Raw genomic sequence first — 15067 nt, 5'->3', positions numbered from 1 at the left:
ACTTGATTAAAATGAAAGATTTAAACCTAAATTATATGTCCTCGGTACCGGATATCCATTGGAAAGGTCGCGGCCCATGCTCGTCACGTTTTCAGGGTTCGGACCGCTATACTCCGAGAACGTGACCACGTTGTCGAGCGAGCCGTAGACGCGCAGACGTTGTAGGCCGTACCTGCTTAAGAAGCTGCGGTTGAAATTGTACGCCAGAATGATGTTGTTGATCTTGAAATACGTTCCATTTTCTTCCCAGAGCGTCTGATCGTATCGGAACGGCTGTATGGTATTGCTCCGCGTGTAGGCGTAGGCATACGGATACTTGGCAACGTCGCCGGGCTGACGCCACATATCATAGCCATCTAGTGGAACAACCACCTTGTTGTCGCCCCCTTGGCCAAATGGGTTAGCCATTAAGGCCATACGTTCTGCAAGCGCGTTGTTTAAAATTGTCCTTTTCGCCGTGAAGGAGGCATAGATGCTCAGCTGAATGTTTTTGTAGTTGAACGTGTTCTGCATACCTCCGGTAATAAGCGGTTGGGAGTTCCCTGTTCGCGCATAGTCGCGGTCGTCCAGGATGTAGTCGCCGTTTCGGTCGGCCCAGATGGGGTCGCCGGCCTCGAAAAATACGCCGCTGCTGGCCCGATACCGTAAACCTGTAGCGGGGTCAATCGGCACGTCCTCGTCGCGGCTATAGACCCCTTCGTTCAGAAGCAGATAGTTAGACAGTGTCGATGTTCCGACGCGGAATACCACATGCTGTCCGTTGTTGTCCCCGTCCCACCGGATAAATTGTCCACCATAATGGGCCGGGAGCTTTAGCAGTACGTCCCTATTCAGGGCTCCGTTTATTGAGAATGTCCAGTTGAAGTCGCCTCTATTTATCGGGCGGATGTTCAACGCAAGCTCATGTCCATAGTTTGCTATGGCCGCATCGTTGGAGGCCAATACATGGAAACCTACCGAGCTGTTCAGGAATTGATCGAACAGGAGATTGTCTACTTTCTTGTAGTACGTGTCGTAGACAAGATCCACCTTGTTATTGAACAACGCGAGATCGATCCCCAGGTTATACTGCGAAGAGGTCGTCGGCTTCAGGTTCGGGTTAGGAATCTGACCGAAATCTATTCCGATACCCTGTTGCTGATTATAGTTCCCCCAGATATTATAGCGTCCGTAGACACGTTCCAGTGTGCTGTTCGGCATCACGTTTATTCCCCAGCTGGCACGTACGGAGCCTAGATTCAACCAAGGCGCCCTTTCCTTGATCCACTCTTCGTGGTGGGCATTCCAACGGAAACCAATAGCTGGGTTCCGCGTGTATAGGTTACCGAAACCGTTGCCCGAGGAGCCATCCATCCGATAAGATAGATCCACCACATATGTTCGTTTAAAGTCGTAGGAAGTCGACAAAGCGAAAGACACGGCCCGCTCGTCTTTAAAGTTATTCAATAGACCACCGCCGCGCGAGAAATATCCATCAAAGCCCAGGGGGCCCTGAAAAATATCGTTTGGCGTGCGGTGCTGGTGGATGACCGAGTTTTGTCGCGTGACGTTTCTGACCTCGTTAAACAAGTTGATGAAGATGTTATGTTCCTCGTTGAACGACTTCATGTAATTGAGGGAGCTCCGGCTGTAAAGCTGCGTCTCGCGTCCGGCAAAGGAGTATACTTTTGAGAACTGGTTGCTGGCGGCGGCCGGCGTGAACGTGTCCTCCGTGCTGGACGAAAATTCGTAGCTTAATGCCGACGTCAGACGTAGCCCCGTTAAGATCTCGTATGATCCCTCAATATAAGGACGTATTACCCGGACGTTATTCGTGTTTTTCGTACTAATCGACGAGATATAGTCCGACGATGCCAGATAGAAGGATGGCGGCGGTAATAGGGTAGAAGAGAGCCCTCCTCTGGCCACGCCTGTTTGTAGGATCCCCGTACCATCACCTTTATTTACTTTGCCTAGCTGTGCGAAGACCTGTCCGGTAAAGCGTATCTTGCTGTCCGGACTGTAATCCATGCGCAGGTTGGTAGAGTAGCGGTCAAAGCCCGTATTCCGTATAATGCCGGTCTCGGTGTAGTAACCGATATTGGCTTTATACGAGAGTATTCTGTTACCGCCGTCTACGCTAAGGTTGTGGCTCTGGTTCAATGTTGTCTGAAAATACAGGTCCTGCCAGTTTGTGGAATTGTTAAAGTACGCGTTCAAGCTATCCGACAGGTGCGGCGTACGCTGTATTCTGTCGATATCTTCCTGGGTCAGCGCATTGCCGTAGATCTGCTGTAGTTTCAGTCTTCTTTCCAGGTTTCCGCCCAGCGTTTCTCTTAGTTTGGGCGGCGTCTTGATAAACGTATTGTTGGTATAATTGATGCGCGGTATTTCCGAGTTTCCTCTTTTGGTATTGATAATGATCACCCCGTAGGCAGCAAGCGAACCGTACAATGAGGTTGCCTGTGCGTCTTTGAGTATTTCGATGCTTTCTACATCTTCCGGAGGGATCATGGACAACGGACTGATACCGGGGCCTTGTTGCTGCAGCCCCATTTCGGACGCGCGGTCGGCGTCGAGCGGAACACCATCGATCACATACAGAGGTGATGTCGGCATCAGGATAGACTCGCTTCCTGATCCTGTGATGGTCAGTGTAGAAAGTCCCCTGATCTGTGTGGTTCCCCGGTATCCGGGAGCACCGGTGTTTACTTGGATGTTCATGCCGGGCACCTTTCCCTGCAGCAACGATTCCAACGGTCCCGGTACGTCGCGGATGTCGTCTGCCGTTAAGATATTCGAAGCCCCTGTCGAGGTCTCTTTGGGCCGCTTCGCGTAGCCACGGGTTACGACGACTTCTTCAATACCTTGGTCTGAGGCAGCCAACGTAACGGTAAGGCTTGTCTGGCCACGCTGTACGTTAACACGTTTGTCGGTATACCCTACCAGCTTAAAGAGCAATGTCGTGTTGCTGGTAATAGATACAGAAAAAGATCCATTGGGTTCGGTAGCCACGAGTGCCCGGCCTGTCGACGTATTGATTACCGTGACACCTCCCAGCCCTTTACCGTCAGTATCCAGTACCCTGCCCCGTAAAGTTTGTGCTGTAGCGTGGAAAGAGAAACCTATCCAAAGCAACAGTACGCTATATATAATTTTATTTTTCATAGAGAGCCACATTAGTCGTTATCAAATTTTGGATTGTCGTTCTGGAAGTGGAAAACAATTTCCCAATCGCCTTTCTTAAATATTCTGAAGTCAAGCCCAAAGGTGGCCAGCTGACGTACGCCTCCCCAACCCATACGGGAATAACTAAACAGAGCACGTGCACGGCCCCCCATTGTATAGACGGTATTGAAAGAAGTGAGCGGGATGGGATAAGCCACATCATATTGTACATATTCGGACGTGGTTTCCCGATTAAACCCGTGTACCAGGTTATCCCATCTTGTCTCGTTAAATTCCGCCGGATTGATGGGGTTCCCTTTTTTATCCAGAAACTTGAAACGCAGTTTGTGTCCGTTTCCTCCTTGAAATTGCCGGATGTAAACCACGAGATCTTTCTTCTGATCGTTATTTATTAGATTAACATCTGTGCTATCTCCGACGAGACCAACCATTATGCTGGGCAAAATATAAGCTCTTTTTCTGGGGTCCTTCGGATTAGCGGGATCCGGTGCAATCTCTCCCGTGTACGGGTTCAGGTCTGTCGGATCGTAGTCCATTTCGCGCCAGGGGATAAGCTGGAAATCTTTCACGTACCGTACCCCTCCCGAATTGCTCAGCTTCAGATCGAAAAAGCGGATGTCCTGCGTTTTCAGTACCGAGTCTGTAGGTCTGGGCAGGATACGATCGCTCGTAGCCGAAGCATGTAAGATAAACCGTCCGCCCGAATCCACCTCAAACATGGGTTTACTGACCAGCCGGCGTTTGCTTTCTATCTCCTGAAGGGAGGTCTCTCTGCCGTCGTATTCATCGATCCATTCATAGGTTTCGGCGTTTTCCAGAAAGTCGGTCGCCGGCGTACCATCGCCAAAACGGGCGTTTACAATCTCGAATTGAAGCGGGAGCGTAGAGTTGTCTACGTTCAGCGGCGTGAACACAGTCGTCCGCCCTAGGATTGGTTCTAAAACTTTTGTATTATATGTTAAATTCTCACTGATAAAATCTTGATCAGTTGGCAAATTATACATGTTGTCACAGGAGAATAAAGTGAGGAGCGACAGTGCTGCCATACTTCCCTGAACTTTATATTTAATATAACTCATCATGTTGGGTTATCCTTAAGTTTCTATTATACTTGTTAACGTTCTAGCTCTTCGTAGTTTACGGACCAATCAGCCAACTGAAAGGTTGATCCGCTACGTATCCTCGTGATTGTCAGTCTGTAGAAGGTGTATGCCGTCGTGTTACGGAATCTAAACACACGTTGCATGAACCGGTCGACAAACTCTTCTGATGATCTCGAGTCAAGCTGTGTCCAGTTTGTTCCATCATGCGAACCTTCCAGCCTCCAGTCTATTGGGTCCCTTTCCTGCGCATCATTGGCTGATGTCAGCGTATAGGCGTTCGCAACGGAAGGCTCGTTTAGCTCGGCCTGCAACCATAATGAGTTGGGGAAGCCTAGAAGGAACTTGGTCTGTGGGTTACCGTCAAATACATATTTGGAAGCTTCTACGGCATTCGGGCCGCCGCTATGTTCATGAGACGCTGTAAACGTACCGCCCACGGTGAAAAACAAGTTCGGTGGAGGAGGAATAAAGGTCAGTCTCTTCACAAAGTCGTTAAATCCGAAGACATGATCTGGCGCGAGCACATGCACAATGCCGTTATCCGCTTCGATGTTGATTGATGCGGTGCTGGTTGTTACCCAATTTCGGAGGAACGGACTGTTTTTTGTATCGCTGAATTCAATGACTGATGGGCCACCCCCTATATATCCGGAAGAATACGATTGCGTTAGCTTGCCATGCATGCGGTAGCCGTGGCGGAAGTCATATATAAATGAGCCGTCCTGGTTTGTTAGTGAGTCGCCGGCATAGCGGCCGCGTATAATATACTGCGACATCATCGTGTCCAGATGTTCGTATTCTACGTTGGCCAAAAATTCGGTGGCCTGCCCTGCACGGCGACGGATATTGTTCAGGTTTTCGATAGCCAGTCTGAAGCTTTCGTTAGTGGGAGCAAACACCGTAATGTTGCTATCCGACATGATGCCCTCTAAGCCCACGCGGTCAATTACCTTTATCAGTGAATCATAGACACCCGGTTTGCTTTTTAGGTAGGCATAGACACTGCCATCAAAGCGCGGTTTGTCTAGCTCGTGTTTGTAGTAGCCACCATCTTTGCTGCACGAGAGTGCTAAAAAGCAGCATAAAATAAATATTATTCGGAGTTTCATCTTCGTACTTGCTTTAAATAGGTTATTTCCAATAGTTGTTCTGTTCCAGGAGGTTGTTGTTTTGCAGCACCAGTTCCGATATCGGCCAGTATATGCCCCCCTCGCGGATCAACCGCACAAATGTGGGATCGTTGTTTTTGATCTTATGATAGCGAACCAGGTCGTACCAGCGGTGTCCTTCGCCCATAAGCTCCCGATGGCGTTCCCTGAAAATAGCATCCACCAGATCACCGTTCGTCTCGCGCGAATAGTCTATAAGCCCCCTGTTCTCACGGATTCTGTTTAGCAGATCTGTTGCACCGGCTTCTTCACCTAGTACGGCGAGTGCCTCTGCGCGTAACAGCGTAATATCTTCGAGACGTGAAAAAACAAGCGCGCTTGAGAAAATCTGAAAATAAGGATCGGTGTTTCCCCCCTGTATACATTTGATCTTACTGAATATCGGATATCGTCCGTTGAAGTTGCGGAAGTAGCCTTCATTTAGCGGGTTTCCCAGCGTGTCAATGCTAAAGCGTTGATCTTTCGGCTCGTTAAAGATGTTGATGATCCTTTCCTTGTTTAGATAGATGTCGGGTGCGCTCTTATTGACGACCGGAGCCGCCAAGGTCAGCTCTTCAATATGCCCTGTGAATGCTCCTTCAAGATGTGCCCATACGCCCGGAAAGGAAAACATCTGGCTGCTATGCTTATCAAAGAAGAAGCCGTTGGGCGATGTGAGGCTATTTGTCGCTACGTAACTTATATTGGCCCGCCCATAGTTATCCATGATGTAAGCAGTATAAGCCGCTACATCGGGATAATTTTCCTGCCAGGCCGCAAGATGGGCAAGAACAGCGTAAGCAGCAATCTTTGTCGCAAGCGCCCCATCCCAGCGGGAGGGGGCCTCGTTATAATAGTTCCCCAGCTGCTCGGGCTCGTTTACACTATACCGTAGTGGCAGGTCGGGGATGGCAGCGAGCAGTTCCTGCTCAACCCAGGCCATAATCTTCTCTTGCTCTTCCCGCGGTTTAGCCGCGAAAGTGCTTTCGGAAGAAGCCGTTATAAGGGGCACATCTCCCCATATTCTGGTCATGTAAAAGTAGGCGAACGCCCTTAAGAGCCGTGCCTGCGCCACGTCAACCCTGAGATTGGCCTCGTTGTACCGGTCGTCTTTAACAAGCACTTCGGGCGCCCTTTCTATAAATACGTTAGCTGCGTTAATCACAGCATACCACCGGCGCCAGTTACGGAGGGCTTCCAGGGTTTCGTCATTAGCGGTCAGCTGATTAGCTGCAATAGCCATTAAATCTCTTCGTACGGGAACGGAATACTCGCCCGACCGCACTTCACCATAAACCCAAAAGGCGTTCCGGTCGACGAGGGCCGATTTAGTTAATGCGTATACGCCCAATAAGGCAGCGCGTGTGTCCTCCATTTTCTCCCACATATGCTCTTCAGAGACCACTCTCGTGGAATCAATGTCCAACATCTTGCTGCAGCCAACGAGAGAAAGCGAGAAAAGAACAAAAACGTATAATATCTTTTTCATATGGCAGCTATTAAAAGTTTAGTTTGAAACCCATTAAAAATGTTCTGGGAATTAGCATATTATATCCTTCATCATATCCGAGGTAGTTGGCAATTTCCGGATCACGGCCGGAATAGTTGGAAACCGTGAAGAGGTTGTTGGCCGTTACGTATGCGTAGAGTTTGCCTCCATCCAGAGACGATGCCAGTATATTGGAGAAATCATAACCCAGTGATACCTGTCTCAGCTTTAAAAACGATCCGTTTTCCAGAAAGAGATCCTGGTTTGCCTGATAGGCATTCACGGTGCTCCATGGATTATATAGCGGGTACTTTGCGTAATCGCCGCGTTTTTCCCAATAGGTTATTTCTTTTACCGCGTTGATATTACCGGAGTTCTCGTTGTTGATGAAGTCGAACCGTCTCGACATTTCCTGGTTGATGATCTCCCGACCCAGGTTGAAATAGAAGTTCAGCTTGAGGTCGAAATTTCTATAGAAGAAGTTGTGCTGCCAGGAACCTGCCACTTTCGGGATATAATTGCCCCGCAGCACACGGTCTTGCGCCGTGATCCGGTTGTCGCCGTTTTGATCTCTCCAGATTGGATCGCCCGCTTTGAAAGCTGTTCCGTTATAGTTCATTTTTATCCCGTCCACTTCGGGAATGTCGGCGTCCGATTGATATATGCCTTCGTTCTCGAGAATCCAGAAGGCGTCGATGCGCTCACCGACTTTTAACATGCGATTTTGGACGATCACCTCTTCGCGGCCCCCCGGCAATGCTGTCAACCTGTTGTTGTTGAACCCGACATTGATACCGGAGTTCCAACGGAACTGCCCTGCGCTTATGAAGTCTCCACCTAAGGCTAACTCCACACCCGTATTCCGGACGTCCATGCCCGGTTCCAGTGTGTATTCATAGCCGTATTCCGCATAGGCAGGCATGGTGAGCGCCTGGTTTTTGTTATGCTTCACGTAAGCGTCCAGTGAGAAGTATATGTTCCGTTTAGAAAGCTGAAAGTCAAGGCCGACGTTGACCTGATCGGTATACGCCCATGGCATGTCGTAGCCGATCCAGCCATCTGCATAGGGCCTTACCAGGGCCGCCATGCCGTTGTATCCCGGAACAATTACATTGCCGGTATAACCGATTTGAGCCGTATAGTTAGGTCCTTGCGCGATATGATCATAGATGTTCAGAATACCCAATCGGCCTGCGCTGGCCCGTATTTTGAAGCTTTCGTAGAGTGGATTATCCTGCAGGAACTCGTTCTTGATGTTCCAGCCGAGGGCAACAGAAGGGGTAAACAGCCACCTGCTGGTGGGCTGCGCGTTTGATGAGCCATCATAGCGCAGCAGTACGCTCGCCGTGTATTTGTCGAGCAGATTGTACGTGCCCCGGCCGTAGAACGACACCAGGTTATGCCGTGTCCTATCGAGAAATTTGAAAACAAGCTGGCGGGGAAAGGCGGTAGGATTTAGGTAATTGCCATTATTAGGGTCAGACTCCAGGAGATTGATCTTTATAAAATCATTGACGCCTTTATAGGCGTAAGCGTAGTTGTACTTATGTTGGTCCCACTGAAGTATATTGGCGGCGTCCAGCTGTAGATTGCTGTGTTTGTTAAGCCGCCAATCAAACGAGGCTACGTTATCGAAGATTAGCCGCTGGTTGTATCCATAATAATTGGACGCAAAATTGTTGTTCTCCATCAGCGTGCTGGGATAGAATAGATCCCTAAATCCCTCATTGTAGTCGACCATCAATCGAGACTGGAGTTTGAACGATGAGAACTGTATGTTTACCATCATGTTGCCCTCCAGAATGTTCGAATAGTTGTCGTCAAAACTTTTGTTGTATTCGTTGCGGTAGGCGTCATAAGCCTCACGATTAGGAGCCAGCGGCGCACTCAGATCCGGTATATACGACATCATAGCGTACCTGTTTCTTAGGTTTTTGTTGCGGTCCCGTGCCAACCGCGTCCCGTTAATACTGGTATGAAAAAAGAGCCATTTTAGCGGTTGTAGATCAAGCTGAAAGCGGGCGCCGTACTTTCGGAATTTTGTGTCTTCGGCTATTCCGGCATTCTGTAGGTGGCCTAAGGAAAACTGGAAATTTGAACGGCTTCCTCCTCCGGAGATGGCAGCGTTGATGCCGTAATTCATCCCGTTGTTGTAATAGCTGTCCGACCAGTTTGACGGCCCGTAGTACCGGCTGTTCAGCGAGTCACTGAGATAAATCGGATAGCTTTCGTCCTCATCGTAACGGCCGTTTGTGGTATACAGATCATAAAACTGCTGGCGGAAGCGATTTTCGAAGCTACCGTTGATTGTGTTTACGTGCGGTCGTTGGGACATGCCGATGAAACTGTTTACACCGATCCTTTTTTTATCGTTTTTAGCACTTTTTTTGGATGTTATTTTAATGACACCGTTTGCTGCCATAGGTCCGTAGACGGCTATGGTGGCCGGATCTTTCAGTACTTCGATCGACGCGATATTGTCTATCTCTATATTGCTAAGTAGGTTGTTTTCGGGCCCTATCCGATCGATGTCGTAGGCCTGTATAGCATACGAAAACGGATGGGGACTGATCAGGGGGATCCCGTCCAGGACTACCAACGGCTGGTTAAGGTAAACATCCTTGTGACTGAAAATAGGCGTGGATATGCCTCTGACAAACATGTAGTTAGGTGTTCCGGGTTCGCCGCTATGCTCCGTTACGTACAGCCCCGCCGCCTCTCCCTTTAATGACTGCGGGATGGTAGCGTAGCCGTATAGCGCAATGTCTGCCGCGCTCTTGTGAACGGACGATGGACGGATATTTTTGAAATTCAGCTCGAAAACCGAATCCAGAAGTTGCGGGACGGTGTCTTGAACTGTTACAAACGCGCCTACATGATTTCCCGTTCTGTTATGCCCAAAAAGTTGAATTTGTGAGAGTAATATGGATACGACAAGTACACCGATATTACATGTATACGGAAATTTCTCCTTCATATACATTTAGGTTTAAAGTTTAATGGATAGTCTGATTTAACAAATAGCTTAATTTTCGGGGCAGATTAAGGATGCCACCATTTTTTAAGTATCAACATAGGTCAGGAATTTCAAATTCTGGTTCATAATCTTATAAATTCAATTAAATAAATAATTTGTCTGGTTAGTACGAAAGAACACGCTTTCCCTATTTTTCCAACAAAACGTTTGCGCTGGTTACTGCACACAAAAGTCTATCGGTAAATTGTTGTCTTTTATTAGTTTACTTTCTCTGGTTAATAGCAATCTTATACGCCCAATTTTTTACTTATTTGTTAAAAATGAGTGATAATTTTGTTTATGAGGCTAATATAAATACATAAAAACGTTTTAGCAAATTTTTTTTATTTTTTTTAAAAATGAGCAGAATGCCTGTTTAATTGGAATAATTATAAAGAAAAATACGTTGTTACCGCATGCCTTCTGGCGATAAAAATGCCGTTGCAAAGACCAGGGGGACGGTTGGCTGGCAGCCGTTAAACAAATTGAACCGTATAACAAACCAGAGGTGACGTCGATTGCAGAACTTTGCGCTATCAAAACGACAAACTATGTGGACAAGACAAAACACGCCCGATCTATCCGGTAAGACGGCTATCATCACGACGGCTAACACCGGGATCGGTTTCGAAATGGCAAAAGCACTGTATGCAAGCGGCGCGGATGTTATTATTGCCGTGCGCGACCGGCGAAGGGGGATGGATGCCGTAGACCGTATACGGAAGCCGGAAACAAGAGCAGGGAGCAGCGTGTCTGATCAACTGCTAAATTTGGCCAGCCTCGATCAGATCAGGATGCCTTTTGCGGATGCGACGGCGACAACGAATATATAGGGGAGAGAACAACCAATATCGCCGCATCCCACAGAGCAATGGTGCTTTTCGTCAGGGTACAGGCAGCTGCACGACCGGTTGATGTCTGACTGGAAAGTTTACGGAGTTGGCAATAAAACAAAGCTCATTGGCTTTCTTGTGAAGATCATAAGCCCGCTCCACCATAGATGAATCGGCAACAGTTACGACGGGGTTTAGGTTTGCTTCAACGAAACGCCCGCCACCATCGTCAGTTTCAACCATCGTTGCCTCAGCCCCGTCGACGTAGTCGAGGACGATCACACCTGCTGCAGAACAGAGGTGCAAGTACCACAGCATGTGACAGGAGGATAAGGAAGCGAGTAAAAGATCTTCCGGATTGTGTCTCGTAGCATCTCCGCGGAAGGCTGGATCTGATGATCCGGAAATCACGGCCTTATGCTGAATACTTATTTCATGGCTTCGGTCGTAGCTTGTATAGCTCTCGGTGCCTCTTCCTTTGTTCCCTGTCCACGTTATTGTCACGTGATAACGATGATCGCTGCTCATGTTACGAAAGTAATTATTTGTGCTGTCAGTTTGTTCACACCTCGAACAACGAAGCCCGTTTAGCGGGGTGCGTCTGCTTTCATATCCTGTCCAATGAAAAAGACCCATGTGACGAAGTCGGCCGAGAAATCAATAAACCGATGGTCGGCATAGGCCGGGACGAATAAAAGATCGCCGGCTTTGAAAGATGTTGTCTCTCCGTTCATCTCGAACCGCCCATGGCCGGATATCACCAGATAAAACTCATCCCTGTCATGGGGCTGCTGGTTATCGACCAGAGCCGGTTTATATATTTCGACAGCAAGTTGGTTGATGGCGAGCAAAGGGATAAATTCCTTTCCCGACCGTTTAAGTTTTTCAAGGGCCTGTTGTTCTTCAATTTTTATCACGGTCATGTATGCTAAAGGGTTCTGAAGGATATATACCGTCAAGATAACAATGACAATCTTTTTTTCCAAGGACTTTCATAATAATTCGGGAAAGTCATCAGTTTTCTGCGGCAGGGCGCGCCGTTCCGCTATACCGCTGTGTACTCCTGGCAACAGATTTTCGCCGTTTGGGCAGAGGGCGGCCCTAAACTTCAAATCCGGCCGATAGAATGACTAGCGTCGTCCAGCGGCTGTGTCGCCGCCGAACGGCTTACACATTTTATAGTTTTTAATGTGCACACCTTTCCGCTCGACCAGCTGTTCGCGCAGGATAGTAAACCCCATCTTTTCGAAAAAACGCCGCGCCGTAATACTTGCGTCGACAGTGATTTCCTTAGCGCCGGCGCGGCGCGACTCCAGTTCGATGTGGAGATATAATGCCCTTGCTATTCCCCCTCTCTGTGCCGTCGGACTGACAAACAGCATGTCGAGATATGTGCCGTCCTTCAGCGTGCAGAAACCCTGGAGCGCCGTGTCCACTTCGCACACCATTACATACTGGCTGTTTATTATAGATTCCCAGCGACGTGTATCCTCCACTCCGGACACCCAGGCGAGCAGCTGTCCCTCTTCGTAATCGTTGTTGCACGTTCTAAGGATGCTGTCGACAAACAGCTGCTGCATAGCGGGCAGATCTGCCATCGTCGCACGCCGGTAAGCAGGCCCGGGATTGTTCATTATAACGTTCATGTAAGTTATTGTCGCTGTTTTTAAAAATCGTGAAAAGGCGGCGTGTTTTCCGTCACCTGTCGGGATTTACCTCCTCCGGCAAGACGGAAGCCTCCCGCCAGGTAGGTGCCAGGATTGCCTGCCTCACGGCGCAACAGGCGTTCTCCGGTAAAAGGATAGCGAACGCGCTAGCCTGTCTATCCGCTTTTTGTTTTCCTGTTGTAATAATGAAGGATATAGATTCATCAGAATATTCACGGCCATCATTATCGTCCCGGCTGCGTAATTGCCCTGGACAACCTTCACTAGCGCGAACACCGCGACGAGTCCAAATGCGATTAAATGACTTATTTCAGAAAAGGTCATTTCTGTCCGTAACGCATGTAGCTCGGGCAATCCAGCTTGGTTCCGCAAAACGAGTTTCTGGTTGAAGTATTTAAAAAACGTGTTTTTTACCACCCATTTAAAAGCTCCAAGCCCAATTCTTTTGTTGATGGTGTCGCTTTTTATAAACTGAAGATCCGTAAGCTTTTCGTAGAACGCTCCTTTCTGTAATACGACGTTCACAGCTGCTCCTAAAAGCCAAGAACCAAAGGTTATGGAAATACTGTAGAAAAATTGTTGAATAATCATGGCCTTCGAAAGATCTGTCAATAATTCGTCTCCTGCCGTTTGACGGGATGTTGTCCGTTGTGGACTGCGTTAAAAATACAAAAAAATACAAAGCTGTCTACTTCATGGATAAAAAAATCCTGAGGCGGGGAACCTCAGGATTTCAAACTAACTAACCAATTATAAACCTAATTATGAAGTACTGAAAACAGACCAATTTCTATGCCGGTCGTTCGCCTTTTCCTGCTGTTTTAACACCTCTTAACAATATTAGGTTGCTTTTGCAGCAGATTGATTGCGTTAATGACGACGCTTTGACATTCCGCTGCCAAGCGTGTTTCACCGCCTGCCAGAATAACCGCATAAACGACAGAATAGCAGATCCTGTCCATGTTGGCAGTACCTTCTATTATTTACGTGTTCGGCCGGAATAAAAAATAGCACATCAATAGCGTGGCGTTCACGAATACGGAAAAGGCGTTCGACACGATTATGGGCAGGTCGCCGAGCATCACACCGTATACAACCCACATCGACACGCCGGTTAGCAAAATGCCCACCATCAGCGGGGAAAGATTTTCCACTTCTTTTTCTTTCAGTACCTTAATTAATTGAGGTACCATCGAAACAGATGTTAATATCCCCGCTGCGATTCCGATTATTGTTTCCATATTTTTTACCTTATTGTAATACAACAAACAGAAGCGCGTACCGTTCACGTGAGGGATACTTATTTTGCATTCCGCTGTGGAAAACAGCCTAGGCCTGGGGGACAGAACGTGGAACCGACCGTAAAAAATGCTATATTGTTTTGCTAAAAGAAGATCTATGCATGTTTTTCAGACAACACTTCAGCTGCCGCCGAAGTCGCGGGGCTTTCATCTGATAACCTCGGAAGTCGTTCGATCCTTACCGGAGATGGGTGCCATAAAAAAGGGAATATGTCAGATTTTTATCCAGCATACGTCCGCTTCGTTAACCATTAACGAAAACGCAGATCACACCGTGCGGCTGGATTTCGAAACCTTTTTCAATAAGGCGGTGCCCGAGAACGATCCGGATTACCTCCACGACTACGAAGGTTCGGACGATATGCCGGCACATCTAAAGAGCTCCCTGCTGGGCAGCTCCGTCACCATACCCATCACTGATGGACGGTTCAATTTAGGAACATGGCAGGGGATTTACCTCTGTGAACATCGGAACCGTGGCGGAAGCAGGCGGTTGGTTGTCACGGCGTGGGGCGTATAATGGACGCGAAACTTGGATCAATGCTGTGAACACTCACATTGGGAAGATTCGCCGGCGTGCAACGACTGATGTCAGTCAGCTCTTGTCAATTTTGCTATGTACGGTGTCGCATCGTACTTGACCCTTGGTGCTAAGTCCGCTTGTTGTAGGGGTTCAAGGCTGAAAAGCGGAATTAGGAGTCTAGTTGTACCCCAAATGAGTTATATTTGCATATAACGGTTTGTTTTGAGAAACCTAAACCAAGAACTTTATGGAAACAAAGGTTTTAGGTCGTTCAGATATCAATGCGGCCATAGCAGAACGGGTTAGCGAGTTATACCGGCAACTAAGTCCGACGAAAAAACAGCAGGACCTTCGTCATGTCCTGGACGAGGATAATCCTGTATACGTCGTAGGCAGCTTTGAAGATGAGAAGCTGACAGGTATAGCTTCGATGGCGGTATATAAAGTGGTGTCCGGTCATAAAGGCTGGATAGAAGACGTCGTTGTCGACGCCACATATAGAGGAAAGGGAATCGGTAGGAAGTTAATCGAACGGCTGCTCGAGCTCGCTCGGGACATGCAGCTGACCGAGGTGCTTCTATTCACGGAAGACCATCGTATTGCCGCCCGGACGCTGTATGAAAGTCTCGGTTTCAAAACCAAGGATAGTACCATCTATATACGTCGCACATAAGGCGGAATGCCAGAACGCAAGTCTGTTCATAAAAAATCCGGAGCGGGGAGCAAGGGCACTGAAAAAGTCCCCTTAGAAAAAAGGCTAAAAAAAGGAGTGGAAAACAGCAGTTTTCTGCTCCTTTTTTCGTATCTTAATGTAGGCTT

At 48.1% G+C, this 15067-nt stretch carries 13 protein-coding genes; 3 read left to right on the top strand and 10 right to left on the bottom strand.

Translation table 11 applies throughout. The annotated features are described in order from the left end of the window. Positions 1 to 6 precede the first annotated feature (6 nt). The 5 genes from BC792_RS12455 to BC792_RS12435 are packed head-to-tail and all read right to left on the bottom strand — an operon-like array spanning position 7 to position 9885. On the bottom strand, positions 7 to 3147 hold the full coding sequence (locus BC792_RS12455) for a SusC/RagA family TonB-linked outer membrane protein (protein WP_246155038.1): 3141 nt from the start codon (positions 3145 to 3147) through the stop codon (positions 7 to 9). Positions 3148 to 3158: 11 nt separating this feature from the next. Beyond that, entirely contained in the window at positions 3159 to 4250 is a 1092-nt protein-coding gene (locus tag BC792_RS12450; RefSeq protein WP_148909344.1) for a DUF5007 domain-containing protein, read from the bottom strand. Positions 4251 to 4282: 32 nt separating this feature from the next. Next, positions 4283 to 5380, bottom strand: a complete 1098-nt coding sequence (locus BC792_RS12445; protein ID WP_148909343.1) for a fasciclin domain-containing protein — start codon at positions 5378 to 5380, stop codon at positions 4283 to 4285. Positions 5381 to 5402: 22 nt separating this feature from the next. Beyond that, a complete protein-coding gene (locus BC792_RS12440; protein WP_170250027.1) occupies positions 5403 to 6908 on the bottom strand; it encodes a RagB/SusD family nutrient uptake outer membrane protein in 1506 nt (501 codons plus the stop codon). Positions 6909 to 6918: 10 nt separating this feature from the next. Further along, on the bottom strand, positions 6919 to 9885 hold the full coding sequence (locus tag BC792_RS12435) for a SusC/RagA family TonB-linked outer membrane protein (protein ID WP_170250026.1): 2967 nt from the start codon (positions 9883 to 9885) through the stop codon (positions 6919 to 6921). Positions 9886 to 10475: 590 nt separating this feature from the next. Here BC792_RS12435 and BC792_RS12430 point away from each other — a divergent pair. Further along, positions 10476 to 10757: an SDR family NAD(P)-dependent oxidoreductase gene (locus BC792_RS12430; protein ID WP_148909341.1), complete on the top strand. Its 282-nt coding sequence runs from the start codon at positions 10476 to 10478 to the stop codon at positions 10755 to 10757. Between the two features lie 51 nt (positions 10758 to 10808). Here BC792_RS12430 and BC792_RS12425 read toward each other — a convergent pair whose 3' ends face one another. The 5 genes from BC792_RS12425 to BC792_RS12405 form a co-directional block, all read right to left on the bottom strand. Further along, entirely contained in the window at positions 10809 to 11285 is a 477-nt protein-coding gene (locus BC792_RS12425; protein WP_148909340.1) for an OsmC family protein, read from the bottom strand. Positions 11286 to 11344: 59 nt separating this feature from the next. After that, positions 11345 to 11743 (bottom strand): cupin domain-containing protein, encoded by a 399-nt coding sequence (locus BC792_RS12420; protein WP_246155036.1) that lies wholly within the window; start codon positions 11741 to 11743, stop codon positions 11345 to 11347. 144 nt (positions 11744 to 11887) lie between these two features. After that, positions 11888 to 12391 (bottom strand): GNAT family N-acetyltransferase, encoded by a 504-nt coding sequence (locus BC792_RS12415; RefSeq protein ID WP_170250025.1) that lies wholly within the window; start codon positions 12389 to 12391, stop codon positions 11888 to 11890. Positions 12392 to 12526: 135 nt separating this feature from the next. Next, positions 12527 to 13015: a glycosyl-4,4'-diaponeurosporenoate acyltransferase CrtO family protein gene (locus tag BC792_RS12410; RefSeq protein WP_148909338.1), complete on the bottom strand. Its 489-nt coding sequence runs from the start codon at positions 13013 to 13015 to the stop codon at positions 12527 to 12529. Between the two features lie 392 nt (positions 13016 to 13407). Then, positions 13408 to 13665, bottom strand: coding sequence for a SemiSWEET transporter (locus BC792_RS12405; RefSeq protein ID WP_148909337.1), 258 nt, complete (start codon positions 13663 to 13665; stop codon positions 13408 to 13410). A 157-nt stretch (positions 13666 to 13822) separates the two neighbouring features. Here BC792_RS12405 and BC792_RS12400 point away from each other — a divergent pair, with 157 nt between their 5' ends. Together BC792_RS12400 and BC792_RS12395 are read left to right on the top strand one after the other, a co-directional pair. Beyond that, positions 13823 to 14245, top strand: coding sequence for a secondary thiamine-phosphate synthase enzyme YjbQ (locus BC792_RS12400; RefSeq protein ID WP_148909336.1), 423 nt, complete (start codon positions 13823 to 13825; stop codon positions 14243 to 14245). Between the two features lie 250 nt (positions 14246 to 14495). After that, entirely contained in the window at positions 14496 to 14921 is a 426-nt protein-coding gene (locus tag BC792_RS12395) for a GNAT family N-acetyltransferase (RefSeq protein WP_148909335.1), read from the top strand. Positions 14922 to 15067: the final 146 nt, after the last annotated feature.

This window comes from Sphingobacterium allocomposti (genome assembly GCF_008124885.1).
Lineage (GTDB): Bacteria > Bacteroidota > Bacteroidia > Sphingobacteriales > Sphingobacteriaceae > Sphingobacterium > Sphingobacterium allocomposti.
The sequence above is the reverse complement of the archived record's forward strand: the minus strand, read 5'-3'. Positions and strand labels throughout refer to the sequence as shown.

What these genes read in the sequence shown, in the direction of transcription:
- BC792_RS12455 (WP_246155038.1), bottom strand. Translation starts at nt 3,147, where the DNA reads ATGAAAAATAAAATTATATATAGCGTACTGTTGCTTTGGATAGGTTTC.
- BC792_RS12450 (WP_148909344.1), bottom strand. Translation starts at nt 4,250, where the DNA reads ATGATGAGTTATATTAAATATAAAGTTCAGGGAAGTATGGCAGCACTG.
- BC792_RS12445 (WP_148909343.1), bottom strand. Translation starts at nt 5,380, where the DNA reads ATGAAACTCCGAATAATATTTATTTTATGCTGCTTTTTAGCACTCTCG.
- BC792_RS12440 (WP_170250027.1), bottom strand. Translation starts at nt 6,908, where the DNA reads ATGAAAAAGATATTATACGTTTTTGTTCTTTTCTCGCTTTCTCTCGTT.
- BC792_RS12435 (WP_170250026.1), bottom strand. Translation starts at nt 9,885, where the DNA reads ATGAAGGAGAAATTTCCGTATACATGTAATATCGGTGTACTTGTCGTA.
- BC792_RS12430 (WP_148909341.1), top strand. Translation starts at nt 10,476, where the DNA reads ATGTGGACAAGACAAAACACGCCCGATCTATCCGGTAAGACGGCTATC.
- BC792_RS12425 (WP_148909340.1), bottom strand. Translation starts at nt 11,285, where the DNA reads ATGAGCAGCGATCATCGTTATCACGTGACAATAACGTGGACAGGGAAC.
- BC792_RS12415 (WP_170250025.1), bottom strand. Translation starts at nt 12,391, where the DNA reads ATGAACAATCCCGGGCCTGCTTACCGGCGTGCGACGATGGCAGATCTG.
- BC792_RS12410 (WP_148909338.1), bottom strand. Translation starts at nt 13,015, where the DNA reads ATGATTATTCAACAATTTTTCTACAGTATTTCCATAACCTTTGGTTCT.
- BC792_RS12405 (WP_148909337.1), bottom strand. Translation starts at nt 13,665, where the DNA reads ATGGAAACAATAATCGGAATCGCAGCGGGGATATTAACATCTGTTTCG.
- BC792_RS12400 (WP_148909336.1), top strand. Translation starts at nt 13,823, where the DNA reads ATGCATGTTTTTCAGACAACACTTCAGCTGCCGCCGAAGTCGCGGGGC.
- BC792_RS12395 (WP_148909335.1), top strand. Translation starts at nt 14,496, where the DNA reads ATGGAAACAAAGGTTTTAGGTCGTTCAGATATCAATGCGGCCATAGCA.